The 25,339-nt window shown below is 47.8% G+C and carries 23 protein-coding genes; 19 read left to right on the top strand and 4 right to left on the bottom strand.

Annotated features, from left to right (window positions below; all coding sequences use genetic code 11):
- Positions 1–142 precede the first annotated feature (142 nt).
- The 13 genes from ACZLMD_RS04160 (at position 143) to ACZLMD_RS04220 (ending at position 14,809) form a co-directional block, all read left to right on the top strand.
- Positions 143–1,750, top strand: a complete 1,608-nt coding sequence (locus tag ACZLMD_RS04160; protein WP_489495165.1) for a PucR family transcriptional regulator — start codon at positions 143–145, stop codon at positions 1,748–1,750.
- On the top strand, positions 1,747–3,285 hold the full coding sequence (locus ACZLMD_RS04165; protein WP_489495166.1) for an ABC transporter ATP-binding protein: 1,539 nt from the start codon (positions 1,747–1,749) through the stop codon (positions 3,283–3,285). Before ACZLMD_RS04160 ends, ACZLMD_RS04165 begins: the two co-directional genes overlap by 4 nt.
- Positions 3,275–4,300: an ABC transporter permease gene (locus tag ACZLMD_RS04170; RefSeq protein WP_022304923.1), complete on the top strand. Its 1,026-nt coding sequence runs from the start codon at positions 3,275–3,277 to the stop codon at positions 4,298–4,300. Before ACZLMD_RS04165 ends, ACZLMD_RS04170 begins: the two co-directional genes overlap by 11 nt.
- Positions 4,291–5,205: an ABC transporter permease gene (locus ACZLMD_RS04175; RefSeq protein WP_022304922.1), complete on the top strand. Its 915-nt coding sequence runs from the start codon at positions 4,291–4,293 to the stop codon at positions 5,203–5,205. The genes ACZLMD_RS04170 and ACZLMD_RS04175 overlap by 10 nt, the downstream gene beginning before the upstream one ends.
- Before the next feature lie 39 nt (positions 5,206–5,244).
- Positions 5,245–6,408: a BMP family ABC transporter substrate-binding protein gene (locus tag ACZLMD_RS04180; protein WP_118561534.1), complete on the top strand. Its 1,164-nt coding sequence runs from the start codon at positions 5,245–5,247 to the stop codon at positions 6,406–6,408.
- Between the two features lie 81 nt (positions 6,409–6,489).
- Positions 6,490–7,185, top strand: coding sequence for a biuret amidohydrolase (biuH, locus tag ACZLMD_RS04185; protein ID WP_022304920.1), 696 nt, complete (start codon positions 6,490–6,492; stop codon positions 7,183–7,185).
- A gap of 39 nt (positions 7,186–7,224) precedes the next feature.
- Complete coding sequence (locus ACZLMD_RS04190) at positions 7,225–7,881, top strand: cysteine hydrolase family protein (RefSeq protein WP_482521360.1); 657 nt, start codon at positions 7,225–7,227, stop codon at positions 7,879–7,881.
- 47 nt (positions 7,882–7,928) lie between these two features.
- Positions 7,929–8,333, top strand: coding sequence for an allophanate hydrolase-related protein (locus tag ACZLMD_RS04195; RefSeq protein ID WP_022304918.1), 405 nt, complete (start codon positions 7,929–7,931; stop codon positions 8,331–8,333).
- Between the two features lie 114 nt (positions 8,334–8,447).
- Positions 8,448–9,788: an allophanate hydrolase gene (locus tag ACZLMD_RS04200; RefSeq protein ID WP_455057862.1), complete on the top strand. Its 1,341-nt coding sequence runs from the start codon at positions 8,448–8,450 to the stop codon at positions 9,786–9,788.
- A complete protein-coding gene (locus ACZLMD_RS04205; protein WP_489495167.1) occupies positions 9,781–10,857 on the top strand; it encodes an oxamate carbamoyltransferase subunit AllH family protein in 1,077 nt (358 codons plus the stop codon). Before ACZLMD_RS04200 ends, ACZLMD_RS04205 begins: the two co-directional genes overlap by 8 nt.
- Positions 10,854–12,380, top strand: a complete 1,527-nt coding sequence (gene fdrA / locus ACZLMD_RS04210) for an acyl-CoA synthetase FdrA (RefSeq protein WP_489495168.1) — start codon at positions 10,854–10,856, stop codon at positions 12,378–12,380. Before ACZLMD_RS04205 ends, fdrA begins: the two co-directional genes overlap by 4 nt.
- A gap of 63 nt (positions 12,381–12,443) precedes the next feature.
- Positions 12,444–13,868, top strand: a complete 1,425-nt coding sequence (locus ACZLMD_RS04215; RefSeq protein WP_489495169.1) for a YlbE family protein — start codon at positions 12,444–12,446, stop codon at positions 13,866–13,868.
- Between the two features lie 11 nt (positions 13,869–13,879).
- The gene (locus ACZLMD_RS04220; protein ID WP_022304913.1) at positions 13,880–14,809 is read left to right on the top strand and encodes a carbamate kinase; all 930 of its coding nucleotides are present in this window, start codon (positions 13,880–13,882) and stop codon (positions 14,807–14,809) included.
- A 5-nt stretch (positions 14,810–14,814) separates the two neighbouring features.
- Here ACZLMD_RS04220 and ACZLMD_RS04225 read toward each other — a convergent pair whose 3' ends face one another.
- The 4 genes from ACZLMD_RS04225 to ACZLMD_RS04240 form a co-directional block, all read right to left on the bottom strand.
- Entirely contained in the window at positions 14,815–15,774 is a 960-nt protein-coding gene (locus ACZLMD_RS04225; protein ID WP_022304912.1) for a Gfo/Idh/MocA family protein, read from the bottom strand.
- A gap of 123 nt (positions 15,775–15,897) precedes the next feature.
- On the bottom strand, positions 15,898–16,692 hold the full coding sequence (locus ACZLMD_RS04230) for an ABC transporter ATP-binding protein (RefSeq protein ID WP_022304911.1): 795 nt from the start codon (positions 16,690–16,692) through the stop codon (positions 15,898–15,900).
- Positions 16,693–17,673, bottom strand: a complete 981-nt coding sequence (locus ACZLMD_RS04235; protein ID WP_022304910.1) for an ABC transporter permease — start codon at positions 17,671–17,673, stop codon at positions 16,693–16,695.
- A 23-nt stretch (positions 17,674–17,696) separates the two neighbouring features.
- A complete protein-coding gene (locus tag ACZLMD_RS04240; RefSeq protein WP_482522729.1) occupies positions 17,697–18,704 on the bottom strand; it encodes an ABC transporter substrate-binding protein in 1,008 nt (335 codons plus the stop codon).
- Positions 18,705–18,967: 263 nt separating this feature from the next.
- On the opposite strand from ACZLMD_RS04240, the gene ACZLMD_RS04245 reads away from it, so the two are divergent.
- From ACZLMD_RS04245 to ACZLMD_RS04270, 6 genes are all read left to right on the top strand, one after another.
- Complete coding sequence (locus ACZLMD_RS04245; protein WP_118561516.1) at positions 18,968–20,521, top strand: serine/threonine protein kinase; 1,554 nt, start codon at positions 18,968–18,970, stop codon at positions 20,519–20,521.
- A gap of 142 nt (positions 20,522–20,663) precedes the next feature.
- Complete coding sequence (locus ACZLMD_RS04250; protein ID WP_489495170.1) at positions 20,664–22,007, top strand: hypothetical protein; 1,344 nt, start codon at positions 20,664–20,666, stop codon at positions 22,005–22,007.
- 12 nt (positions 22,008–22,019) lie between these two features.
- Complete coding sequence (locus ACZLMD_RS04255; RefSeq protein WP_022304905.1) at positions 22,020–22,757, top strand: hypothetical protein; 738 nt, start codon at positions 22,020–22,022, stop codon at positions 22,755–22,757.
- 11 nt (positions 22,758–22,768) lie between these two features.
- Positions 22,769–23,542, top strand: a complete 774-nt coding sequence (locus ACZLMD_RS04260; protein WP_486818629.1) for a TIGR02452 family protein — start codon at positions 22,769–22,771, stop codon at positions 23,540–23,542.
- A 23-nt stretch (positions 23,543–23,565) separates the two neighbouring features.
- Positions 23,566–24,903, top strand: coding sequence for a GTPase (locus ACZLMD_RS04265; RefSeq protein ID WP_489495171.1), 1,338 nt, complete (start codon positions 23,566–23,568; stop codon positions 24,901–24,903).
- Between the two features lie 261 nt (positions 24,904–25,164).
- A complete protein-coding gene (locus tag ACZLMD_RS04270) occupies positions 25,165–25,329 on the top strand; it encodes a hypothetical protein (protein ID WP_489495172.1) in 165 nt (54 codons plus the stop codon).
- Positions 25,330–25,339 lie beyond the last annotated feature (10 nt).

A 25,339-nucleotide genomic window follows, 5' to 3' on the forward strand; every position in this document is an offset into this window, starting at 1 on the left:
TATCGACCATGGGAAGATAGTATGATAGTAGCAATCAAAGACAACACGAGATAACGAAGGCGTTACCAAGACATTGGTAGCGCCTTTTTGATTTTATTCTTGCAGTATCGTCTTTGAAATTCGTGAAGTAAGGAGGCAGATCATGAATAAAAGTATTGGTTACATTACCGGTGAAGAATTTATGGAGCTGGCAGCCGTTCAGGGCGCCAAAGTGTTATCTGCCCCGAAATCACTTCATCGAAGGATCGGTAAAGTCAACATCTTAGAGGTGCCGGACATTGAGAAATATGTTGAGGAGGATGAGATCATTATTTCGACATTATTTCCGTTTAAAGATAATCTGGAAGAATTTATCCGACTGCTTCGCAAGCTTGCAAAACGAAATATCACAGGATTTGCGATTAAGCCAAGACGGTTTATTCAGACGATTCCGGAGGAGGTCATTATGATTGCCGGGGAATTGGATATGCTTCTGATCGAGCTGCCGGATGACACGGTATTTGCGGATGTGGTTTATGAAGCGGTTCAGAAAATTTCCAATAAATCTGTCGATCTGTTTTTGCAGATCCAGAAAAGGACCGAGGCACTTCTGCTGAAAATGAATCAAAGCAGAGACATTCTTGAGACAATGCAATGCATTGAGGAAGAGCTTGGCATTCCGTTGTTTCTCATTGATTCCATGAATAAAAGTTTTCTGACACCCGGAGCAAAAGAGCGGCTGGGAGATCTTGATTATGACGTGTGTAAGAAGATCCGCAGTAAGGCATCCGATGGCAAGATGAGCCAGCTGTTGCTGAGAAACCGGCAGGTGAAAATGTACACGATGGAGGTGCATGACCGGAATCTTTCCAGTATGCTTTTAAATCTGATCACGGGAGAACCGATTTCCGGAGTGGAGGCAGGAATCCTGGAAAACGTCGCGCAGATGCTTTTCATACAGGTTAGAAATTATCATATTATCCGGGAGCAGGCAAGAAAATATAAAGCCAATTTCCTGATCGACTGTCTCAAAGGAATTCTTGTTTATCAGCAGGATATTCTCAAATATGCGGCAGACGCAGACATTCAGATCGACAGTCAAAGTAAATACGGTGTGGCGATTTTGAATAAAGAGGAATGGCGGCCAATGCGGGAGCAGCAGATGAAATTTCTGATGCGGCAGTGGGAAAAGAAATTTTTGGTGGTTACGCTGGAGGACAATATTGTATTGATCCTGAATGAAAAGCAGCTGGAGCACCTTGAGGAGTTGTTTGAACGCTATTTTCTGCAGCAGCAGATACCGGCAGAAAATATATGCATCTATGTCAGCGATGGTGATGAGATCACCTCTCTGGCAAAGGAATATCAACAGGCACTTCTGATCAAACGGATCGCGGGACTTTGCAATCTGAAAAGGGCAGTGATCCGGTATCGGGATCTGGGAAGCTACACGGTTCTGTCACTGCTTCCGATGGAACACCCGGAAATCCTCAGGATGGAGGAACGTTTTGTAAAACCGATCCGGGAATATGACACAGCGCATAACACAAAGCTTTTGGAAACGCTGAGTACCTATTTTGGGACAGAGCAAAATCTTCGTGAAACGGCAGCGTGTATGTATACGCATTACAACACGATCAGTTACCGGATGGAGAAGATCAGGGAACTGCTTGCACTTCCGAAATGGGATGCGGAGATCCAGTTGCAGTTACAGATTGCATTGAAACTGTGGAACATGAATTTCAAAGATAGAAATGAGGCGGCAAGATGAAGATAAACAAATTTAATCCAATCATTAAGACAAATCAATTGAAGATCCGGTTTGGTGATTTTGTAGCAAATCAAAATATCAACTTGTCCGTATATGCCGGACAGATTCAGTCGATCGTTGGAGAAAACGGTGCCGGCAAAAGCACATTGATGAAAATGCTTTACGGTACATATAAGCCGACATCGGGAGAAATCTTAGTGGACAGGGAACGGGTTCATATGACGCCGCAGATCGCAATGCGGCTTGGCATCGGTATGGTGTTTCAGGACTTTCGGATCATCCCGGCATTTACCGCGTTTGAAAATATCATGATGGCACTTCCGAAGGAGAAAAGAAAACGTCCGAAGGAAGAGATCAAGAAGGAGATTTGTGAGATCTCACAGAAATATAAGATTCCGGTTGATCCGGATATGCTGGTCGGTCAGATGGATCTGGGACAAAGACAGCGGGTGGAGATCATCAAGGTATTGATGATGGGGAAAATGCGTGTACTGATTTTTGATGAGCCAACCAGTGTGCTGACACAGCAGGAGGCACAGGAATTTATCAAAATGCTTCAGTCTATGCGCGATGACGGTTATGCGATCCTTCTGATCACCCACAAGCTCCATGAGGTTATGGCATGCTCCGATGTGATCACCGTGCTTCGCCATGGCGAGATCGTTGAGAAGGAAGAGAAAGAAAACGGCTACGATCAGGAGCGGCTGATCTCGAAAATGATGGGTGGCGAGGTGACGATCCACACCGATTATGAGGATCAGAAAAAGGTCTTTGAAAAGGAAGAGGTTCTTTTGGAAGGAAAGGACATGAGCATCTACAATGCACAGCACCGGGAGTTGATCCGGCACGGCAATCTGACCATGAAAGCCGGCGAGATCATCGGTCTGGCAGGAATTTCAGGACGAGGACAGCGAGAGCTTCTTGAGACATTGTTTGGTGTCAATGTCCTGAAAATGGGACAGCTTACGATCGCCGGCAAGGATATGACAAAGTCCTCGATCCGGGACAGGATCGAAGCGGGAATGGCACTTGTATCGGAGGATCCAAAGAGAGATAATGTCGTCGCCGGAATGAAGATTTATGAGCATTTCGCTTTGAACGGACCGGAGATTTCCTATAAAAAGGTTGGAATCAACTGGAAGGATCTGACCGATAAGATGGACACATCCAAAGCCGTAAAGGAGCTTGGTGTTCCGGAGAAAACAAGAGAGCTTGCGACACTTTCCGGTGGAAATATACAGCGTTGTATGCTGGCAAGAGCCGTGATGAAGCAGCCGAAGATCCTTTTGGCAAGCTATCCGAGCCGCGGACTTGATGTCGGAACCGTGGAGATGGTTCATCAGACATTGGTGGAATTAAGAAATCAAGGCTGCAGCATTCTTCTTGTTTCTGAGGATCTGGAGGAGCTGTTATCTGTATCTGACAGCATTGTCGTGATCAGCGGGGATACCCTGACGGAGAAGTTAGATCCGAAGACAACATCGGCACTGGAAATTGGAGATCTGATGATAGGAGGAAAAGAGCATGAAAGATAAAACGGAATCAATCAAACAGGCGTTGCTTACAGTGCTCGCGTTGGCAGTGATGGTCGTAATATTCGGCGTTTTCCTGATGACTCAGGGCGTCAATCCCATTCAGATCTATGGGGATATGATCGTGTCCACGCTGGGTAATTCTTACGGAATCGGGCAGGTTGTTGTGAAATCGTCTCCATTCATTATGGTTGCCGTGGCGACTGCGATCTCCGCAAAGGCAGGACTGGTCAATGTCGGCGGGGAAGGACAACTCGCGATCGGTGCTCTGCTTGCAACGTTTGTGGCGGTCTTTGTTGCAAAATCCATGCCGGGTCCGGTTGGAATCCTTCTGATGCTTGTGGCAGGAGCGCTTGGTGGAGCGGTATGGAGCGGACTTGCCGGACTGATGAAGGTCAAAGCGGGAATGAATGAAACGCTGACCACGGTAATTATGAATTACATAGCATATGATATTGTTAGTTTCTTTGTATATGGCATCCTCAAGGATCCGGAATCCTTCAGCTGGCCGATGTCCCCGGAGATTGCAGATAAGCTCCGGCTGCCGGAGATCTATGTTGGTGTAAGCATCGGAATCTTCGGTGCTGTGGCGGTGGCAATTGTCACCTGGCTTGTTTTAAAGAAAAGCGCCTGTGGCTTTCGGCTTCGTGTGATCGGCGGAAATGCAGAGGCGGCAAAGCATGCAGGATTTTCAGTGGCGAAGATCCAGATGGCTGCCATGTTGATCTCCGGTGCAATTTCCGGAATCGCAGGTATGGTAGAGATTGCCGGAGTTGAAGGAAGACTTCGTACGACAACCGGCGTAAATTATGGATATTACGGTTTCCTGGCAGCATGGATGGCATGGAACAATCCGCTGGCAGCGATCATTACCTCCGTGGTGATCGGATTCCTGTGTGTAGCGGGTAACGTGTTGGAGCAGTCCAGTGGTCTTCCATCCTCCGGAACCAAGATTTTGATGGCACTCGTTTTACTTGGCATTTTGTGGAAAGGAAAGGGGCGTAAGAAATGTTCATAACATCTTTATTATCTGGAGCAATCCAGTGTGGTACCTCCGTTCTCTATGGCATTTACGGTGAGACGGTAACCGAGCGTGTGGGCGTGATCAACCTTGGCACCGAAGGCTGTATGGTGGTCGGAGCTCTTGCGGCATATGTGTGTACCTATCACACAAAGTCCCCGCTTCTCGGTATTTTGATGGCGGCAATCGGTGGCGGTGTCCTTGCACTGCTTCATGCGATCCTGGTCATCGGCAGAAAAGCTAATCAGCTTGCGACAGGTCTTACGATCATGTTTCTGGGGCTTGGTCTTACGTCGTTTCTGGGACAGCAGTACGTCAGCGTTTCCATTGATGGACTTAGCATGATACCGATTCCGGTTCTGTCCGGGATTCCGGTCATAGGAACAGCGCTGTTTAATCAGGACATTCTCGTATATGTTTCTTATATACTCTGTCCGTTGCTTTGTTATCTGTTGTTTAAGACAAGACTGGGATTGTTACTTCGGGCAACCGGCGAGGACGAGGAGGTTGTATTTGCCTATGGTGCAAACCCGAAGCTGTTACGTTATATTGGTGTCGTGCTTGGCGGTATGATCTCTGCGATCGGCGGAGCGCAGCTTGCCATTGCTTATACACATACATGGATTGAAAATATGACAAACGGTCGTGGCATTATCGCGGTAGCTCTTGTCGTGCTTGCCGGATATCATCCGAAGAAAGCGATGATCGGTGCCTACATTTTCGGTGGCGCACAGGCGTTGCAGCTTTTACTGCAGGCACAGGGCGTTCATATTTCCACATTCATCCTGCAGATGTTTCCGTATCTGTTCACAATCTGCGCATTGTTCTTTGCATCCCGCAAGAAGGTTCAGGCAATGCCTGCAGAATTAAAGAAGATTATTGAGAGCTCTGCGAATTCGTAGAACTTAAGATAAATAATTAAGAAAAGAGAGGTAATCACTATGAAAAAGAAAATCTGGAAAAAATTGATGTCAGTCGTCCTCTGCGGTGCCATGGTATTTTCGATGGCGGGCTGCGGAAATACCGGTGGAACAAACAGTTCCAGTGAAGCGGATTCTTCTGCGAAAACAAGCTCTGAGAAAACAGACAGCAAGAAAACAACCGTAGGTTTTATCTTTGTCGGAGCAAAAGATGATTACGGATACAATCAGGCGGCATACAATGCCAGCGTAGCCGTTGAGAAGCATTTTGGTGATCAGATTCAGGTGCTGCGTCAGGAAAATGTACCGGAGACCGAGGAGGCATCCAGAGCTCTGGAGCAGATGATCCAGAAGGGTGCAACCGTGCTCTTCCCGACATCCTACGGACATCTTGAGCCGGCAATGGATGTGGCAAAGAAATATCCGGATGTTACATTTTTCCATCAGGGCGGTTTAAAGACAATGGATAATCTTGGAACCTATTTCGGAACCATCTGGCAGAGCTTTTATCTTTGTGGTATCGCCGCAGGTGCCAATACAAAATCAAATAAGCTTGGTTTCGTGGCATCCTTCCCAATCCCACAGGTTCTTGCAAATATCAACGCCTTTGAACTGGGTGCAAAATCAGTGAATCCGGATGCGACAACCTCTGTCATCTTTACCGGAAGCTGGAGTGATCCTGCATTGCAGACAAGCTCCGCCAACACATTGATCGACAAGGGCATTGATGTTATCGCGCAGCATCAGGACAGTACGAAGACAATCGTTGAGCTTTGTGAGCAGAAGGGTGTTTACTGTGTCGGCGATCACGCAGATGCGTCAGAGCTTGCACCAAATACATGGCTGACCGGTGCTGTATGGCATTGGGATGACCTGTTCATCGATATGGTACAGACTGCGATCGACGGTAAGTTCGACGGAAGCAAATATGATGGAAAATATCGTGGTGGTCTGAAGGAGGGCGTAGTAGATATCGCTCCGTTTGGTAAGAGCGTATCAGAGGATACCCAGAAGAAGATCGAAGAGGAAAAGGATAAGATGATCAATGATGATTATAATCCATTCAGCGATGAGATCAAGGATCAGAAGGGCAATATCGTCTGCAAGAAGGGTCAGACACTGACCATTGATGAGATCGAGTCTATGGATTATCTGGTCGATGGTGTGATCGGAAGCACAAAATAAAGAAATAATTCAGATCGGGGAGCTGCTTCTTATGACAATGTGGGAGGCAGCTTTTCCCGTAAACAGAGAGGAACGGTGATTATGATGTATATAAATTCGGAACCTTACAAGTGGCCTTATAACGGAGATCTCAGAGCAGACAACACCGCACTGATGATCATTGATATGCAGACGGATTTCTGCGGAGAGGGTGGTTATGTGGATGCCATGGGATATGATATTTCCCTGACGAGGCGTGCGATCGAGCCGATCAAAAGGCTGCTTGCGGCAGCCAGAAAGGTGGAGGGTCTGACGATCATCCACACCAGAGAGGGGCATCGTCCGGATCTGTCGGATCTTCCGGAAAATAAGCGCTGGAGAAGCGCACAGATCGGCGCGGAAATTGGCGCAAAGGGACCGAAGGGAAGGATTCTTGTCCGTGGAGAAGAAGGCTGGGATATCATTCCGGAGCTTTATCCGAAGGAGGGCGAGATCATTATTGACAAGCCGGGCAAGGGAAGCTTTTGTGCGACAGATCTGGAGCTGATCCTTCGTCAGAAGGGCATTGAAAATATTATTCTGACCGGAATCACTACGGATGTCTGTGTTCACACAACGATGCGCGAGGCAAACGACCGCGGTTTTGAGTGTGTGATTCTTGAGGACTGCACCGGAGCCACTGATTTTGGCAATCATCAGGCAGCGATCAAAATGGTCACGATGCAGGGTGGCGTCTTTGGTGCCGTGTCTGACTCGGCAAGTGTGATTGAGGCGTTGGAGAAGCTGGCAGGAGAATAGCAATAAAAGATTTGTTGGCATAGGAAAGGATGTATTGGAATGATAGTAGATGCAAAACCATATGAATATACCTTTGATCCGGAGAAGACGGCACTTCTTGTGATCGATATGCAGAGAGATTTCTGCGAGCACGGCGGCTTCGGAGAGATGCTTGGCAATGACATTTCTGAGGTGACGGCAATTATACCGCAGGTTGGTAAAGTGATCGATCATTGCAGAAGTCTTGGCATGCCGGTGATCTATACAAAGGAAGGTCATCTGCCGGATCTGTCGGACTGTCCACCGAGTAAGCTGCGCCGCTCGAAGAAGCAGGGCGCTGGGATTGGTGATATGGGACCGATGGGACGGATCATGATCCAGGGGGAGCCGGGCAATGACATTGTGCCGGAGCTTTATCCGAAGGAAGAGGATATCGTGATCCATAAATGTGGTAAGGGCTCTTTCTATAAGACAGCCCTGGAAGATAATCTGCAGGAAAAGGGAATTGAATCGCTGATCGTGACCGGTGTAACGACGCATGTCTGTGTGCAGACCACGATCCGTGAGGCAAACGACCGAGGATACGAATGTCTGTTGATCGAGGATGCCAGTGCGGCATATGATCGTGCCGATCATCTGGCCTCTCTTCAGATGATCACGCAGCAGGGGGCGATTTTCGGATGGACTGCGGATACGGAGTCCTTGTTAAAGGCGTAGAAGAGAAAATGGTCTGTCCGAAAAAACGGACAGTATTTGGAGGAAACATGAACGAAGAGGAAATCGTAGAGCTTGCGGTCTGTGGACTGCACATGAGAGGCTTTGCGCTGGAACATCAGCTTACCGGACTGGGAGCAGTTTATGACAGAACCGACCACACAGCACCGGTTTACCGTATGGTTAGGACAGCGACAGAGCCGGAGAAACCAATGCTTGTCTGTACGCAAAACGGGACAGAGCTTGAGGTGGAGGTCTGGCGCATTGCATTGTCCCGGATCGGAAGTTTTCTGCAGATGATACCCGCGCCGCTTGGGCTTGGTAAGATGCGTCTGCAGGACGGGCAGGAAGTGATCAGCTTTGTCGGTCAGGCGGGGGCAGAGGAAGGTCTTACGGACATATCCCGCTATGGCGGCTGGCGGTATTATGTGCAGGAAACACAGAAATTGTCATAAAGACATAAAATGGGTGGTGAGAAACTGTGGCATCTCCACAAGGAAATCACCGGGGCGTATTGTTATCATAAGACTATAAGATATGAAAAAATACACAGGAAAGGAATGTTGTTTATGGAAGAAAAACATCTGACCATTGCATCGGTGAAGGCAGCATATCAGAGTGGAGAGAAAACGCCGACAGGATTGATGCAGGAAATCATAGAAAAAGCAAAGAAATACAGCGATAAAAATATCTGGATCATTGAGCCGGATATGGAACGGATCCGTCCGTACATAGAGAAGCTTGGAAAGATGGATTTTGGCAAAAAGCCATTGTGGGGAATTCCGTTTGCGATCAAGGATAACATTGATCTGGCAGGGACTCCGACGACGGCAGGATGCAAGGCATACACTTATGTGCCGGAGGAGAGCGCCACGGTGGTTGACCGTCTGATCAAAGCCGGAGCGATCCCAATCGGTAAAACAAATCTGGATCAGTTTGCAACAGGACTTGTCGGAACAAGAAGTCCTTATGGGGAGGTTTCAAATGCGCTGAAGCCTGAGCTAATCAGCGGCGGTTCCAGCTCCGGTTCGGCAGTGTCGGTTGCACTTGGAATGGCATGCTTTTCCCTGGGAACAGACACCGCGGGAAGCGGACGTGTCCCGGCGGCATTAAATCATCTGACCGGCTTTAAGCCGACCTGTGGCGCATGGCCGTTAAAGGGAGTTGTTCCGGCATGTGCAAGTCTTGACTGCGTCACTGTTTTTGCGGATTCCGTGGAGGAGGCAATGAAGGTGGACGAGGTCGTACGTGGGCTGGATGAATCCGACCGTTGGTCGAAGGATGTGTCCCGAAAAGAGGACAAGCTTCCGGAATGTATTTACCTGCCGGAGCAGGAACCGGAGTTCTACGGACCATATGACGTGCAGTACAAAGCAGCATGGGACAAGACGATTTCCTTCCTGAAGCAGACGGGCTGCAAGGTGCAGAGAGTGGATCTTAGCTTTTATCAGAAAGCGGCGCTTCTGTTGTATGGAGGTCCCTGTGTGGCGGAGCGCTGGTGTGATCTGGGAGATTTTGTAAAAGCGCACAGCGAGGATATCTTCCCGGTGACAAGAGAGATTCTTATGACCGGTGACCGCCCGGATTACACGGCGGCATATCTGTATGATACGATGCATGAACTGATGGAATACAAGAGACGTTCCCGGAATCTGCTGAAGGATGCCGTCATGATCTTTCCGACCTGTGCGGGAACTTACACAAGAGATCAAGTGCGGCGCGATCCGATCAATACCAACAGCGATATGGGAAAATATACCAATCACTGCAATCTGCTCGATATGAGTGCGATCGCTGTTCCGGGCATTGATGCCGGAGAAGATCTTCCGTTTGGAATCACGATTTTCGGGCTTGCCGATGCAGAGCATAAGATCGTGGCGGTGGCAAAGAAGTGTCGTGCCTATGCGTAAGCGTAATGCAAAACGGTATTTGCAGGCGGAAGAAATTTTCGTTCCACAGTCTTCTGTGGAAGGAGAAGCATCTGATGTGAATTTATGCAGCCAAAATCTGTCAGATTGTGAAAAAGTCACGACGGGAAATGTTCTGCTTTCCGGAAGGATCCATTCGGTATTTCATCATGTGATCAATGTTGTGACAGAGCAGGGGACGCTTTTCTCATTGGTGAATCAGGGGACAGAAACCTTTGCGGGAGCCATTTCTCTTGTGGAGGATATAGATTTGAAAACCCTGCTGCTTAAGGCAGGAGATCCGGTTGTCTGGCAGACGGATATGATCTGTCTTGGCAGCTTAGTTCATATTTCGCTGGATCATGTGCAGGTCCAAACAGTTCCTTATGTCCCTGAAATCGGACAGAACATTTCCCGACAGACCATAAGTCGGATCAGTCATCTGGTGGAAATATACGGCAATAAAAGCAGTCTTTACGATGCGTTATTTGATCAGCCGTATCTGGATGAATATGGAAGAATGTTTCGGGAGAGGCTGCATCGTCTGCAGGCGGCTCTGGCAGCCGGGACGGCTTTGGAGAATCGAAAAACCGGCACCGGTCAAGTGGCTGCAGAGACTCAGAAGGCTTGCACAGATCAAGTGGTACCGGCAGATCAGAATGCTTGTACAAGTCAGAGGTGTTTTGATTATGATTATCAAAGCAAGATCCGGCAAGCGGTATCCGGCTTTCTGGGGCTTGGAATCGGTATGACACCATCGGGAGATGATTTCCTGTGCGGATTGTTTGCGGCAGCTTACGCGAGAGGAGATTCCTGGCGCAGGGCGATGGATATGGATCGATACCGGGACTGGATCCGTGGAAGTACCGGCGCAGTCAGCAGTGCCATGCTGGAAAATGCCTGGCGTGGTCTGGTGAGAAGGTCTCTGTGGCAGTTATTTGATGCAATGGCACAGGGGGACTGGGAGGTGCAGAAAAGAGCCGTACATAATGTGATCCGTTATGGAAGCACATCGGGAACCGATATGATGTGCGGCGTTTTGTTTGGACTTTCGGGAGGAACAAATATATGAAGAAATATATTGAGATACGCAAAAATGAATATTATGATTCCGTGACGCTGATGTCGCTGTCAGCGCAGATCAAAAAGCGGGATGATGTGGACAATATCGTGGTGTCCATGGGAACCGCAATGAACAAAGAGCTTTTGGAGCACGTTGGTCTAAGCAGCGATGAGGTGGAAAGCTGTGATGAAAATGATCTGATGATCGCTTTTGAGATTTCCGATAGCACAGAGGAAGAGGAGATAAAGCAGGAGATCGAGCACAGACTGAAGGGCGATGAGAGCGGTAAGGAGCATCAGAAAGAAAATTATACTAGCCTGAAACAGGCGATGTCGCAGGAAGAGGAGGCGGATCTGGTTGTGATCTCTGTTCCGGGAGAATACGCCGGACGTGAGGCGAGAGTGGCTTTAAAGGCAGGAAAAAATGTCATGCTTTTCAGCGATAATATTACGGTCATGCAGGAAAAAGAACTGAAGGAACTGGCGCATGAGAAGGAGCTGCTTTTGATGGGTTCCGATTGTGGGACATGTCTGATTAATGGAGTGGGACTCTGCTTTGCCAATCAGGTCAATGCCGGAGATATCGGTATCGCCGGGGCATCCGGAACCGGAATGCAGGAGGTAATGACGCTGATCAGTGAATATGGTGGCGGTATTTCCAATGCGATCGGAGTCGGCGGTCGGGATCTTAGCCGGGAGATTGGCGGGATCATGATGAAGGATGCGCTTCGTTTGCTGCAGGCAGATGAGCGGACAAAGATCATTGTTATGGTGTCCAAATTACCGGACAGTGAAGTGTTTGAGCAGATCCGGGAACTGATCCGTGAAGAGCTGACCAAACCGGTGGTTCTTGCGATCACAAACAGAGAGCCGGTCGAGGTTTCCGAAGAAAATGTGATTGTAGCAGAATCCCTGCAGGAAGCAGCGGCAAAGGCAGTTGAGCTTTCCCGTGGAACCGTGGTTCTTCCGTGCGAAAATATTATTGCGGATACCATCTCTTTTTCACCGAAACAGAAATATATTCGCGGACTTTATTGTGGCGGTACCCTGTGCGCAGAGAGCTTCTATTATCTGCAGAATAAGTTAAAGGACGTATATTCCAATGTTTCCCATGAGGAATCTTCAATGTTGAAGGATGTGTTTGCGAGTCATGGAAATGTGCTTTTGGATCTTGGTGACGATCAGTTTACGAATGGAAGACCGCATCCGATGATGGACCCGACGATTCGCAATGAAAGAATTCTCGAGGAATGTAAGGATCCGGAGACAGCAGTAGTTTTGCTTGATTTTGAACTGGGATATGGCTCCGGTGCAGATCCTGTCGGAGGGACGATCGACACGATCCGGGAAGGAAAAAAACTTGCGGCAGAAAAAGGACGCGAGGTGGTTTTTGTGACGTATGTGTGCGGGACAAAAGCAGATTCGCAGAATAAAGCGCAGCAGAAAAAGCTGTTGGAGGATGCGGGCTGCATGGTTGCGGAGAGCAATATCGAGGCAGTGAAGCTTGCCTGTGAACTCGTGTCGGCACAATAAATAAACAGACATATGCAGAGCTGTTTGTTTGCCGGAATTGTGTGGGAAAGGATGGTGCATCAGATGAATCCAATATTAAACAAGGATAAAATATCTATTATAAATGTAGGACTGAAACGGTTTGAGGAGGACATGGAGGCACAGGCGGCAACGGTCTGTCAGGTAGACTGGAAGCCGGTTGCGGGCGGTAATAAGGAAATTCTTGCCGCATTGGATGCGATCGAACCGCTGCGTGACAAAATTGCGCAGGCGAATGCGGAGGTGATCGCAAGGATCCGTGCGGCAAAGCCGATGCTGGTTGATATCCGTCCGGCACTGGAATGTATTCCGGGAATGACCAAGACGACGATTCTTCATTCCGGACCGGATATTGACTGGGATGAAATGTGTGGCCCGATGCGCGGAGCTGTGATCGGAGCCGTGATCTATGAGGGGCTGGCTTCCGATGCCACTGAGGCGGAGAAGATCATCGAAGAAGGAAAGATTACCTTCGGAGCATGTCACAGCTATCATGCCGTGGGTCCGATGGCAGGAGTGATCTCCCCATCCATGCCGGTTCATGTGATCAAGGATATGACCAATGGCACATATGCATACTGTAACGTGAATGAGGGACTTGGAAAGGTGCTTCGTTTCGGAGCATATTCCGAGGAAGTATTAAACCGCCTTGCATGGATCCGGGATGAATTTGCGCCGGCGCTTCATAAGGCACTTGCTCTGACGGACGGCATTGATATTCAGTTGATCACGGCGCAGGCACTGCAGATGGGCGATGAGTGTCACAACAGAAATAAAGCGGCGACAAGTCTTTTCTATAAGCAGATCAGTCTGCTTCTTCTGCAGGCAGTGGAGGATAAAGAGGTGCTTGAGAGAGTGCTCTCATTTATTGCGGGAAACGATCACTATTTCCTCAATCTGTCGATGCCGGCATGTAAGATCTGTCTGGCGGCAGGACAGGGCGTAGAATATGCAACCGTGCTCACGGTTATGGCACGAAACGGTGTCAATTTCGGTATTAAGGTCAGCGGTCTTCCGGAGGAGGAATGGTTTGAGGGAGAGTCCAACTATATTGAGGGACTTTACTTCCCGGGCTACGGCAAAGAGGATGCAAACAGAGATATCGGAGACAGCGCGATCACAGAGACGATGGGGATCGGCGGCTTCGCCATGGGCGGCGCTCCGGCAATTGTACAGTTCGTTGGAGGAACAACGGATGATGCGCTGGCAGTGTCCAGAAAAATGTACAGTATCTGCGTGGACAGTAACCCGGCATATGCTCTGCCAAGCCTGAATTTCAAGGGAAGTGCAATGGGAATTGATATGCTTAAGGTGATCGAGACGGGGATCCTTCCGATCATCAATACCGGAATCGCCCATAAGAATGCAGGCGTAGGACAGATCGGTGCGGGAATTGTTTCTCCGCCAATGGAATGCTTCTATAAGGCGCTGCTTGCTTATGTCCGCAAGTATACTTCTGGAAATGAATAGGAATGATGCACATGAGTACATATGTAATAGCAATTGGTGGGAACGCGCTGGCACAGAATGCCGGAGATCTGGACCGGATCCTTCGTGAGATCGCTGTGGCAGCAGTCGATTTTGCGGTGAAGGGTCATCATATCGTGCTGGTTCATGGAAACGGACCGCAGATCGGTAATCTTGTGATCCAGAATGAAGCGGCACGCCCGGTCATCCCGGAAAATTCCATGGATGAGTGTGTGGCAATGACGCAGGCAATGATCGGATATCCGTTGCAGCAGCACATTTATAATGAACTGCAGACAAGAAAAAGTGATCTGCAGGTAGCTACAATCGTGACACAGGTATTGGTGGATCGGGATAAGCTGGAAAGCCTCAAGCCGACCAAACCGATCGGACCGTTTTATACGAAGGAGCAGGCACGGCAGATCGCAGAGGAAACCGGCATGGTGATGGCGGAGGATTCCGGGCGGGGCTACCGCCGGCTGGTTGCATCTCCAAAGCCGGAAGGGATCGTGGAGATCGATACGATCCGCAGACTGTTAGATGCCGGTGCGATCGTGATCAGCGGTGGCGGCGGAGGCATCCCGGTTGTGCGGGAAGCTGATGGAAGCCTGCAGGGAGTCAGTGCTGTGATCGACAAGGATTTCACAGCGGAGCAGATCGCCTGTGACACCGGTGCAGATGAATTGCTTATTCTGACCGGCGAGGAATATGTTTCTGTAAATTATGGCACTCCGGATCAGCGTGCACTGCATCAGGTGACGCTGCAGGACATGGAAACATATATTGAGCAGGGACAGTTTCCGGAGGGTAGCATGCTTCCGAAGGTGCAGGCGGCAAAACGCTTTGTCACTCACCGGCAGGGCGGAACGGCAGTCATCGGATCACTGACCCGAATATGGGACATACTCGATGGCACCAGCGGAACGAGAATACAATGCGGGTAAGCACTTTAGTCCCTTCCTTCTCCCCTCAGAACCTGATCAAACAAACGCGCATTTTCTAATGTCATTTCCAGAGGACAGACCGCACTTTCGGTTTGTCCTTTTTGTATACAGGAAATTACTTCTTTTGCTTCATAATAAAATCCGTTTTCTTCGCCCTCATGGAAATCTTCCACCAGACGGTCGTTCAGATCATAGAGTCTGGCACGGTTGCCGAAATGGATCTTAGGAATGTGAATGTAGCCGTCGCTTCCGTAAAGGTAGGCATCCTCCGGCATTTTGGTCGTGAAGGAGCATTGGATGTTGGCGATGCAGTGCTCCAGCTGAAGATTTAAGCTGACCATATCATCAACGCCGGTTGGATAGTCCTTTTTCAGAAATTGCATGGCAAGGATTTTCTGGTCGGCATAGTAGGGCAGAAGCTCCATCGGATAGATGCCGATGTCGTACAGGGAACCGCCGCCAAGCTCCGGATAAAACAAACGTCTGCTGTATTCCTTATCTGCTTTCCAGCCGATATTTGCCTGCATCAGATGAAGCTCGCCGATGCGGCCGTCCCGGATCCACTGGCGAACGCGTGTGGACTTTGGCAGAAAACGTGACCACATTCCTTCCATCAAAAATAAATGCTTTTCGCGTGCAAGATCAATGACCTCCCGGGCCTGTGCGCCTGTCTGCGTCATTGGCTTTTCGCAGATAACATGCTTGCCCGCCAGAAGACATGCCTTGATATTGTCATAATGTGCATTGGAAAGTGTTGCGATGTAGACCACATCAATGTCCGGATCGGCAAGCAGTTTTTCGTAGCTGTCATAATATAAAGAAAGTGATTCCTTCTTGGCCCACGCTTTGGCGCGCTCCATGGACTTGCTTGCAACTGCAGTGACGTCTGCCTCTGTTGTCATGCGGACTGCTTCGATAAATTTATGTGCAATATTTCCTGCACCGATTATTCCAAAATGTAACATAATATCTTTCTATCCTTTCTGAAAATGGAGAACTAAACCGCTCATTTCTACAAAAATAAATCCCCATCCATTATAACAGATGGGGATTCGTTTTGATACGCCCTTCGGCGTAAATATCCAAGCTTATCCGAGCAAAGCCTTATCCGAATCAAACTCTTCTCCGGATACTTCCTCAAATTTCACTAAAAGATCCTCTACGGTGAGACGTTTCTTCTCCTCGCCGGAAATATTCAGGATCACACGTCCGTTGTTCATCATGATCAGACGGTTGCCGTGTGCGATCGCATCACGCATGTTGTGTGTGACCATCATAGCGGTCAGGTGATTCTCCTCGATGATCTTATCGGTGAGGGCAAGCACCTTTGCCGCTGTCTTTGGATCTAATGCAGCGGTGTGTTCGTCCAGAAGCAGAACCTTCGGCTTCTTTAAGGATGCCATCAGCAGAGTGACTGCCTGACGTTGTCCACCGGACAACAGACCGACCTTTGAGGTCATACGATCCTCGAGACCAAGATCGAGAGTCTTTAACAGCTCGTGGAACTGAGTCTTCTCCTTCTTGGAGATACCCCAGCCAAGACCACGTCTCTGACCACGGCGGGCTGCCAGTGCAAGGTTCTCATCGATCTGCATGGTTGCAGTGGTTCCGGTCATCGGATCCTGGAACACACGGCCAAGGAATGTGGCACGCTTAAATTCAGGAAGTCCTGTGACGTCTACACCATCGATCAGGATAGAACCTTCATCAACCGGCCAGGAGCCTGCGATGGCATTGAGCATCGTTGACTTGCCGGCACCGTTTCCACCGATGACGGTGACGAAATCGCCTTCGTCAAGAGTCAGATCTACGCCATTTAAGGCGTGCTTCTCGTTGATCGTGCCAAGGTTGAAGGTTTTATGTACATTACGAATCTCTAACATTTATTTGCCCTCCTTTGCTGACGCACTGCTTAAAGCCGCTGCAGAACGCTTTCCGGCTTTCTTGAAGGAGCTTTTGCTCTTTCCTTTCAGATACGGAACTGCAAGGAAGACTGCAACAATGATCGCTGTGAACAGCTTCAGATCATCACTAGGCATCTTCAGCCAGAGAACGATACCGATAACGATATAGTAGATGATACCGCCGAGTACCACGAAGGTAAGGCGTCCCTTGAAGTCCATGTGCTTTCCGAGGATCGCATCACCGAGAACCTCGCCGATGATCACGGCTGCGAGACCGATAACGATGCCGCCGCGTCCCATGTTGACATCGGAGAAGCCGGAATACTGTGCCAGAAGTCCGCCGGACAGAGCAACGATTCCGTTGGAGAGGGCAAGACCGATCAGCTTCATCGTGTCGATGTTGATTCCCTGTGCCTTACTCATGGCCGGATTGCATCCGGTCGCACGGATCGCAGAACCCTGCTCAGTACCGAAATACCAGTAGAGAAGTGCGATGAGAACGATTGCAAATATTGCGCCAACAATAATCGCATGGGTCAGCTGGCGGGAAGAAATGATCAGGTTATACTTGTCAATACTGAGTGCCTGGTTTGCATGACGATCCATGATATTCAGGTTGATCGAATACAGCGCGATCTGTGTCAGGATACCGGCAAGGATCGGTGGAATACCGAGCTTGGTATGTAACAGACCGGTGCAAAGTCCGGCAAGAAGTCCAGCGATGCAGGCACAGAGAAGTGAAACCCAGATGCTGTGACCATTGATGGTCATCATAACGGTAACGGCTCCGCCGGTTGCGAAGGAACCGTCAACGGTCAGATCGGCAAAATCAAGCAGGCGGAATGTGATGTATACGCCGAGTGCCATGATACCCCAGATCAGACCCTGTGCAATATTGCCCGGAAGCGCATTCGTAAATGCGACCGGATTCAATGTTGCGAAATAATTTAATAAAGACATGTTAATCCTCCAATACGCCAAAATTATTTGGTAGAAAGCTTTTCATAATCATCCGGTACAGTTACCTTCAGATCGTCAGCGCGGTCTGCAATATATTCCTTTGTGAACTTAGGAGCTGCCTTAACTTCCATCTTTGTGATGTCAGCGCCGTTTACGAGAATGTCATAAGCCATCTCCCCTGTCTCGTATCCGAGATCATAGTAGCTGATAGAAAGTGTTGCAACACCACATCCCTTTGCAATACCTTCCTCACCGGCGAAGATCGGAGTCTTAGCAGGACCGGCTACGTTGTTGATCGCCTCTGTACAGGATGCTGCTGTATTATCGGTAGGAATGTAGATTACATCAGATGCGTCACATGCGCTCTTTGTAACGGAAGCAACATCATTGGAATCTGCGAAGGTGTACTCTTTGATCTTGTAGCCCTCATCTTCCAGATACTTTGTGATCGTTGTAGACTGGTAAATACTGTTTGGCTCAGAAGAGCAGTAGATAATACCGATGTTCTTGGCATCCGGGAAAAGCTCCTTGATGCATTTGGCCTGCTGATCCAGTGGAGCAAGGTCGGTTGTTCCGGAAACGTTCTTGCCGGTTACGCCGTTCCAGTCAGAAATATCAAGAGCAGTACCATAGTCTGTAACAGAGGTACCAAGTACCGGAATACTGTCTGTTGCGGAAACAGCAGCCTGAAGAGCGGCTGTTGCATTACCTAGGATCAGATCATAGTTGTTAGTTACGAATGATGTACAGATGGTAGAACATGTCGGTGCGTCACCGGCTGCGTTCTGCTCATCGAATTTAACCTTATCGCCGAGCTTATCCTTCAGGGCCTTCTTGAAGCCGTCTGTAGCAGCGTCAAGAGCTTCGTGCTGTACGAGCTGGCAGATACCGATGGTATAAGTCTTGCCTGATTTGTCTGCTGTAGAATCAGAACCGCCGTTAGTAGTTGCGGAATTGCCGCAGCCTGCAAGTCCAACGACCATTGTCGAAGCGAGCGCTACGGATAAAAGTTTCTTGAATGTCTTTTTCATAGTTAGATTTCCTCCTTGATGTTGCCGGTACGCAGAACGGTGAGATCCTGCTGTACCAAATAATGTGTGCAATTGTATAAATTATAGGGTTTTACGGGAAATAAGTCAATATTAGATAATACACTGGTATTTTTTCAAAATATGAATTACAATAATAAAATATAAGAAGAAAATGATGCAGGAACAAAAGCAGACAGTGATGAGGAAGTTCGTAGCATCAATCAGCAATAAAGTTAAAATACGGGTAGGGGGACAACGAACAGATGAGTGACAGCAGGGAACGAGAGAAGAGTTCGCTAAATGGGACAGAGCGTACAGGGTCAGGGCGAGGTACATTGCCGGAGGGAACCGTCTTAAATGGACGCTATAAGCTGGAAAAGGTGCTCGGCAGAGGGGGCTTTGGAATTACCTACAAGGCGCTTGATATGAATGTGCAGGTGGATGTTGCCGTGAAGGAATATCTGACCGAACCGGGAGAAGAGCCGGAGCGTGCCGTGCGCGAGGCACAGATTTCGGCATCCCTTTATGATCTGGAGGGAATCGTGGCAGTACGCGATTACTTTATCGATCGGGGGATTGCCTATATTGTGATGGAATATGTCCAGGGCATCAGCATTAAGCAGTACATTGCGCAGCATGGACGTATGGATGGGAAAGAGGTTCTTGCGGGCATGAAGCCGCTTCTCAAGTCGATCCGGAGGATTCATGAGAAGGGGATCGTTCATCGGGACATCAGTGCGGACAATCTGATGATCACGCAGGATGGGAAGCTAAAGCTTATTGATTTTGGCGCAGCAAGCCTTCTGGATCCGAAAAGAGAAGAGCATACGATCCTTATTAAAAGGGGATTTGTTCCGGTGGAGCAGTACCGCTCCGAGGAGAAGATCGGTCCGTGGACTGATGTGTATTCGCTCTGCGCCACGATGTATTTTATGATCACAGGCATGGTGCCGGAGGATGCCATGGAGCGATGGATTTCCGATAAGATCACGAATCTGCAGGATATTTTCGGAACCGGGCTTGCGCCGGAGCAGTCAAAGGCGATCATGAAGGGGCTTGCGGTGAAGAAAGAGGATCGGTATCAGGATGTGGTGCAGCTTGCTGAGGTTCTTTATGATGAGCATGTGATGCGTCAGAACCTCTGGTTTCGCACCGAGGAGCTTCCGCACCAGATGCTGTCCGGTGGGCATACACAGACTGTGCGCCGGGAGGCAGCCGCATTTTTGAAAAAGAGCGATCCCAAAAAGAAAATGATCTGGAGAGTGGCAGCCGGTGTTATTATATTTGCGGCAGTTGTTGTGCTGTGGATTTATCTTGGCGGACCGGGAAGCAGAGGGCAGAAGAAGGGCTTGCAGCCGGAGAAAGCAGCCGTTTCTGTGACAATGCAGCCTGCCGCAACAGATGGTGTCACGTCATCAGTACAGCCGGACGAAGCAGGCGATACGACATCATCGCCGTCCGGTAAAGAAGATAATACGACATCAACCTCCCGGTCTGATGAACCTGTATCCGCAAAGCCGCAGTCTTCAGATGGAGCAGGGAAATCTGACGGGAAGAACAGTGCTACGACAAACAATACCGGTTCCAAGGCGGCTTCAAATAAAACTCCAGCCAGACACGCCGGCGCAGACCGTCAGTCATCCACAAAGACCGGCACAGGGAATACGTCGTCAAAGTCCACGAAATCATCGGCGGGAACTGTTTCTGCCAAACCGGCAAAGAAGCCGGCAGCAACGAAAAAGCCATCGTCCGGTTCCGGAAAAGACAGCAACTCCGGTGGGGATTTTGAGGGAGATTTGGATGATCTTTTACAATAAACAATATGACAAAAAAATAAACCAAATAAGACAGCTCTATGATATCCTTAGATCATGGAGTTGTTTATTTATACTATAAAATCAGAAAGTATAATAAATGATCGCTTCTGATTTCATTAAGATAACCGAAGGAGAATACATAATGAGTGATACGTATTGTAAACAACTATATCGTGATATCACAAGTAACTATTATCAGGAATTTACTTCCTTTATGACAAAGCACTGGTATCCGGAAATCTTAGGGGATTCCGAAATCACACAGGAAGAGCGTCAGGGAGCTTATCAGAATTTCTATAAGACGATCAAGGATGCCCGGATCGCAAACCGCCAGACGATCCGCAGATGGTTTGGGCTGAGCGAACAGAGCATTCCATCCAGAACCTATATTTTCAGGATTGCGCTGGCAGCAGGGCTGTCGGTGGAGGAGACCGAAGAGTATCTGCAGCTTGGCATTTCACAGCAGGGGATTCAGGATAACGATTACCGGGAATTTATCGCGCGATATTGTCTGGATCATGGGCTCGGGATCGACAAATGTCGTCGGATGATCGAGTTTTATGAGCGTAAAAGTCAGAACAGAGGAAAATGGGAGCAGGAAAGTAACACGAACTGGGTACGGGAACAATACACGGTAGTCCGGGATTATCCAGAGGAGGAGTTTCTGGTCTGGATGCATAAACACCAGAAATATTTCAAAGGCTACAGTCTGACGGTACTCAAATGCTATAGACAGCTTGTGGAAGAATGTCTGATCTTTTTGCGCAAGGATGTGATGGAGTCTCTGGCGCAGGAGCTGCAGGCTGCCGGCTTTATGGAGTGGCGTGAGCAAAAGGGACAGAAGGGCGTTTACGGTGGAACGGAGATTGAGCGGTTTGTCAAAAATCGTCTGCGTACGATCCGAAATCCGTTGTCGCCGGACAAGGCAAAGGAAATACGTCGTCTGGCAAGCGTGGCATATGCACCGCAGGACCGCATCAGCGATCTGGTGCTGGAACTTTACTCCACAATGCCGGGGCGGAACAAGCACCAGGACAAATATGCACTTTACAATGCACTTGGCGGAGAGATCCATCGTGTCGATAAAAAGTACATTTCCGAGCTGCTCAACTCAGCAGTGCTTCGGGAAAAGCAGATGATTCTGCAGATGGAGCTGGCAGCCGAAACAGACGAGGCAGCCCGCCGGACCAAGGAAAAAGAATTAAAGAAATTCAAGCAGCGCATTCATCTGGTGCAGCGTTCAGATTTGTTGGTGCTGGCGCAGTACATCATTTACCGAAGGATGGAAGAGATTTCAATGCTGTACGAAAAATCGTACAGTGCCCAAACAGCAAAAGACGAATTCTGTGAGCTGGCAGACGGTATGCTGGAGCTATGTGGCATGCGCAGGGTCGATGACAGATATATGCTCGACCATGTACTTTTGTCCTGCTTCGCAGAGGAGGATATATACCTGTTCCTTGAAATTATCGAGGGCGGCGAATAAAGGTGGTGAAGAATGGAACATGCAAAACTGAGTGTGGAAATCCTGTCGTACGATCGCACGGGTGTAAAGAAAGTGATCAGAGAGTTGGATGGAGGGATTTTCAAGGGGATAAAAGATGTTGTTAAGGTGAAACCAATTGCCAGAATGGGAACGGGATTGGTTGTATCATTTCTAAAATTAATTGCTCAGGTACCAGACGTGGGAAAACAGGCATTGCACATTAAGGGATTGCAAAAAATGGCAGCAGGGAAGGGAAGTCATGCAATTAACAAAAGCATAAAGAAAGCACTGAACCTGAAAGAAAAACAGAAATTTATTTCTATTGAAGAGATCTCGATCAAGAAAAAGAAAGGAGAGAAAGCGATGAAACTGGAAGTAGAGTTGAAGGATATTGATCTGACGAAAACACTGGACGTTGTATTGAAACAGATGAAACAGCAGCAGACCGATAAGCGCAGGAAAAAACTAGAGACATACAAAGAAAACGGGGATGCAAAAGCTGCACAGAAGCTGGATAGCAACGATGTCCTGAAAAGCGGTCAGAAGTTGATGTTTCAAATGCTGGAGGCAATCAACAGTGAAGTGGATAACGACAGGAAATTTGCGCTTGTTCAGAGTCTGGTTGCGTGGGCGAATGACAGTGGACTGGCTGGAATTGTCTTAAAAACGCTGGCGGAAAGCGATGGAAAAATGGGCGAAATGATTCAGGCGATGAAGCTTGAAATCGGAGAAATATCATTGACGGAGTAGAAGGAACGCTTATGTTTTTTAATACAAATCATTATATTAAAGTATTTATGGATACCCTGCACAAAAGCAAAAAGTATGCGGGGGATCATGCAGAGGCTGCAAAATACTATGATGTCCGGACGATGGATGAGCTGGCAAAACAGCATGTTGACCGGGAGGGAAGCTTTTTGATCCGTGTGACCGGAGAAGATTCCTACCAGGCGGCGAGATCCCTGAAAAAGCAGGGTGCTTCGGATGTGCTGGTGCTTAATTTTGCCAATTCCATTTCGCAGGGCGGAGGCGTGCGGATCGGAGCAAGAGCGCAGGAAGAAGACCTGTGCCGGACATCAACATTATACAATTCCCTGATCTCGCAGGAGGCATTCCCGTTTTACGATTACAATCGCAGAAATGACAAAAACGAGAGTGGATCTGACACGGCGATTTACTCGCCTCATGTGTTTATTATCAAGGACGAAAAGTACCACGATATTGCGCCGGTAGAAGTATCGGTTATCACAATGGCGGCGCCGATCAACGAACCGGGGATCCATGCAGCAGAAATTCTCGATCAACGGATCTATAAACTGCTTTGTCTGGCGGAGAGCATCGGACATAAGAAACTCGTACTCGGAGCCTGGGGCTGCGGCGCATTTGGCAATGACCCGCAGGAGGTTGCCGAATTGTTCCGGGATAATCTGAAGAAATTCGACTGCTTTGAAGAAGTGGTATTTGCGGTGCGGATGGTGGCAGGACGGGATGAGAGGAATTATCGGGTGTTTCAGAAGGTACTAAAAAAACTATAAAATACAAAAATGGAGGAATCATTATGGAAAATCAAAGAACAATAGAACAGAGAATTGAAAACTTTAAGGGGATTTATAACCGCTTGGAAAAAATAGTGGACAATATTCCGGATGCTATTCCGAATACTGTGACGGACATGATTAAAAAACAGATTCTGGGGGACGAAAATCTCCGGGAACTTATTAATCAATTAGATCATCATCGTCCGCCGAGAATCTTTGTTATGGGACGTACCGGAGTTGGGAAGAGCAGTTTGATCAACGCATTATGTGGCATGTACGTTGCAGAGGTAAGTGCTGTCGATATTGGAACGAAGGAGACTGTAAGTTACAGCTGTAAAGAGCAGGGCCGAACGCTTATGGATATTTTAGATTCTCGTGGATTTGCGGAACATGAAGGAGAAAATACAGAGACTGCTGAAGAACAATTATGTGATGATATTATAGAATTTGATCCAGACGTTGCACTTTTAATCATAGGATGTACGGATAGATCGAATGCAACCGATGATGATATAGAATTTATGAAGAAAGTACGGGAGAAATATTACAAAAAAAATAATGCAGAGCTTCCGGTTGTTGTTGCGTTGAACAGAGTGGATGCAGTTATGCCTGCGAGAGAAACTGATCCAAATAGTTATTCTGAAAAGAAATTAAATCGAATTCAGGAACATGTGGCATTTTTTGAAGAGAAGTTTAATAAGAAACAGTTTAATGCAAGTGCTGTAATTCCGGTATCTTCATTGATTGATTGGAAAAATGATCAGGGAGATGAAATAGACCTGGATGATATTAACGAACTTTCAGTGGAAGAACGTAAACGGCTGAAAATCAGCTATGATGGCCGTTATCATATTGATATACTTCGGGAAAGTCTGGAAAATTCAATTGCTGACTATGAGGCTCAGATGGGGATGAGAATGGCGTTTAAACTGGAGGAATTGGTCTTGAAAATTGCCAATCATGTCAACAAAGCGATGTCGACTATCTCTGGGACAGTTGCACTCAGTCCAATTCCAATCAGTGATATTTATATCTTATTGATTATTCAGGCATTAGATACGGTTATGATAGCAGCTTTAGCCGGAAGTGAGATATCAATAAAAACAGCTAAGGATTTTGTTATACGCTTAGGAGGTATGGGAGGAGCCGGATTCGGTTTTAGATTGGCAGCACAGCAGGGATCCAAACTTGCAAATATGTTATTCCCGGGAGCCGGTTCCACGATCAGTGCGGCGATTGCCAGTGGAGGAACCTATGCCATTGGAAAAGCAGCTATCAATCATTACATTTTAGGGTACAATGAAATTGATGTGAAAAAGTTATTTGAAAAGGACAAAAAAGCTGATAAAGAAAATTAAATATAAAATTTGGTAAAATTGATAGGAGCAGAGGCAATATGTCTCTGCTCTTAATGCTTTTGGTGCAATTCCTGTTATTGGTGATTCACCTAAGAGTGTGATTATCAGAACTAACGATAAGGTGAAGATGAATGGATGTTTTTGTCTTAAAATATTACATTCGACATATGGATGATGTCAAAAAAATAAACCACTTCATCCACATAGTTGTTATACTAAATTTATAAACAACGGGAGTGGTTTAGTAAAGAAGGTGATATGATGTCGTGGTTGATTGACCCAATTATTTCCTGGCTGACGATTCTGGTTATGCGTAGTGGAGATTCTATAGGTGTTAAGGGAATATTGATATTTTTTTTGGCAGTGTTTGGAACAGGCATTGCACTGTTTGTTGGTGCATGGCTTTCTGGGAAAAACAATGAGTGAGGAGGACTTT

The organism is Jutongia sp. (genome assembly GCF_057878315.1).

What these genes read in the sequence shown, in the direction of transcription:
- ACZLMD_RS04160 (WP_489495165.1), top strand. Translation starts at nt 143, where the DNA reads ATGAATAAAAGTATTGGTTACATTACCGGTGAAGAATTTATGGAGCTG.
- ACZLMD_RS04165 (WP_489495166.1), top strand. Translation starts at nt 1,747, where the DNA reads ATGAAGATAAACAAATTTAATCCAATCATTAAGACAAATCAATTGAAG.
- ACZLMD_RS04170 (WP_022304923.1), top strand. Translation starts at nt 3,275, where the DNA reads ATGAAAGATAAAACGGAATCAATCAAACAGGCGTTGCTTACAGTGCTC.
- ACZLMD_RS04175 (WP_022304922.1), top strand. Translation starts at nt 4,291, where the DNA reads ATGTTCATAACATCTTTATTATCTGGAGCAATCCAGTGTGGTACCTCC.
- ACZLMD_RS04180 (WP_118561534.1), top strand. Translation starts at nt 5,245, where the DNA reads ATGAAAAAGAAAATCTGGAAAAAATTGATGTCAGTCGTCCTCTGCGGT.
- biuH (WP_022304920.1), top strand. Translation starts at nt 6,490, where the DNA reads ATGATGTATATAAATTCGGAACCTTACAAGTGGCCTTATAACGGAGAT.
- ACZLMD_RS04190 (WP_482521360.1), top strand. Translation starts at nt 7,225, where the DNA reads ATGATAGTAGATGCAAAACCATATGAATATACCTTTGATCCGGAGAAG.
- ACZLMD_RS04195 (WP_022304918.1), top strand. Translation starts at nt 7,929, where the DNA reads ATGAACGAAGAGGAAATCGTAGAGCTTGCGGTCTGTGGACTGCACATG.
- ACZLMD_RS04200 (WP_455057862.1), top strand. Translation starts at nt 8,448, where the DNA reads ATGGAAGAAAAACATCTGACCATTGCATCGGTGAAGGCAGCATATCAG.
- ACZLMD_RS04205 (WP_489495167.1), top strand. Translation starts at nt 9,781, where the DNA reads ATGCGTAAGCGTAATGCAAAACGGTATTTGCAGGCGGAAGAAATTTTC.
- fdrA (WP_489495168.1), top strand. Translation starts at nt 10,854, where the DNA reads ATGAAGAAATATATTGAGATACGCAAAAATGAATATTATGATTCCGTG.
- ACZLMD_RS04215 (WP_489495169.1), top strand. Translation starts at nt 12,444, where the DNA reads ATGAATCCAATATTAAACAAGGATAAAATATCTATTATAAATGTAGGA.
- ACZLMD_RS04220 (WP_022304913.1), top strand. Translation starts at nt 13,880, where the DNA reads ATGAGTACATATGTAATAGCAATTGGTGGGAACGCGCTGGCACAGAAT.
- ACZLMD_RS04225 (WP_022304912.1), bottom strand. Translation starts at nt 15,774, where the DNA reads ATGTTACATTTTGGAATAATCGGTGCAGGAAATATTGCACATAAATTT.
- ACZLMD_RS04230 (WP_022304911.1), bottom strand. Translation starts at nt 16,692, where the DNA reads ATGTTAGAGATTCGTAATGTACATAAAACCTTCAACCTTGGCACGATC.
- ACZLMD_RS04235 (WP_022304910.1), bottom strand. Translation starts at nt 17,673, where the DNA reads ATGTCTTTATTAAATTATTTCGCAACATTGAATCCGGTCGCATTTACG.
- ACZLMD_RS04240 (WP_482522729.1), bottom strand. Translation starts at nt 18,704, where the DNA reads ATGAAAAAGACATTCAAGAAACTTTTATCCGTAGCGCTCGCTTCGACA.
- ACZLMD_RS04245 (WP_118561516.1), top strand. Translation starts at nt 18,968, where the DNA reads ATGAGTGACAGCAGGGAACGAGAGAAGAGTTCGCTAAATGGGACAGAG.
- ACZLMD_RS04250 (WP_489495170.1), top strand. Translation starts at nt 20,664, where the DNA reads ATGAGTGATACGTATTGTAAACAACTATATCGTGATATCACAAGTAAC.
- ACZLMD_RS04255 (WP_022304905.1), top strand. Translation starts at nt 22,020, where the DNA reads ATGGAACATGCAAAACTGAGTGTGGAAATCCTGTCGTACGATCGCACG.
- ACZLMD_RS04260 (WP_486818629.1), top strand. Translation starts at nt 22,769, where the DNA reads ATGTTTTTTAATACAAATCATTATATTAAAGTATTTATGGATACCCTG.
- ACZLMD_RS04265 (WP_489495171.1), top strand. Translation starts at nt 23,566, where the DNA reads ATGGAAAATCAAAGAACAATAGAACAGAGAATTGAAAACTTTAAGGGG.
- ACZLMD_RS04270 (WP_489495172.1), top strand. Translation starts at nt 25,165, where the DNA reads ATGTCGTGGTTGATTGACCCAATTATTTCCTGGCTGACGATTCTGGTT.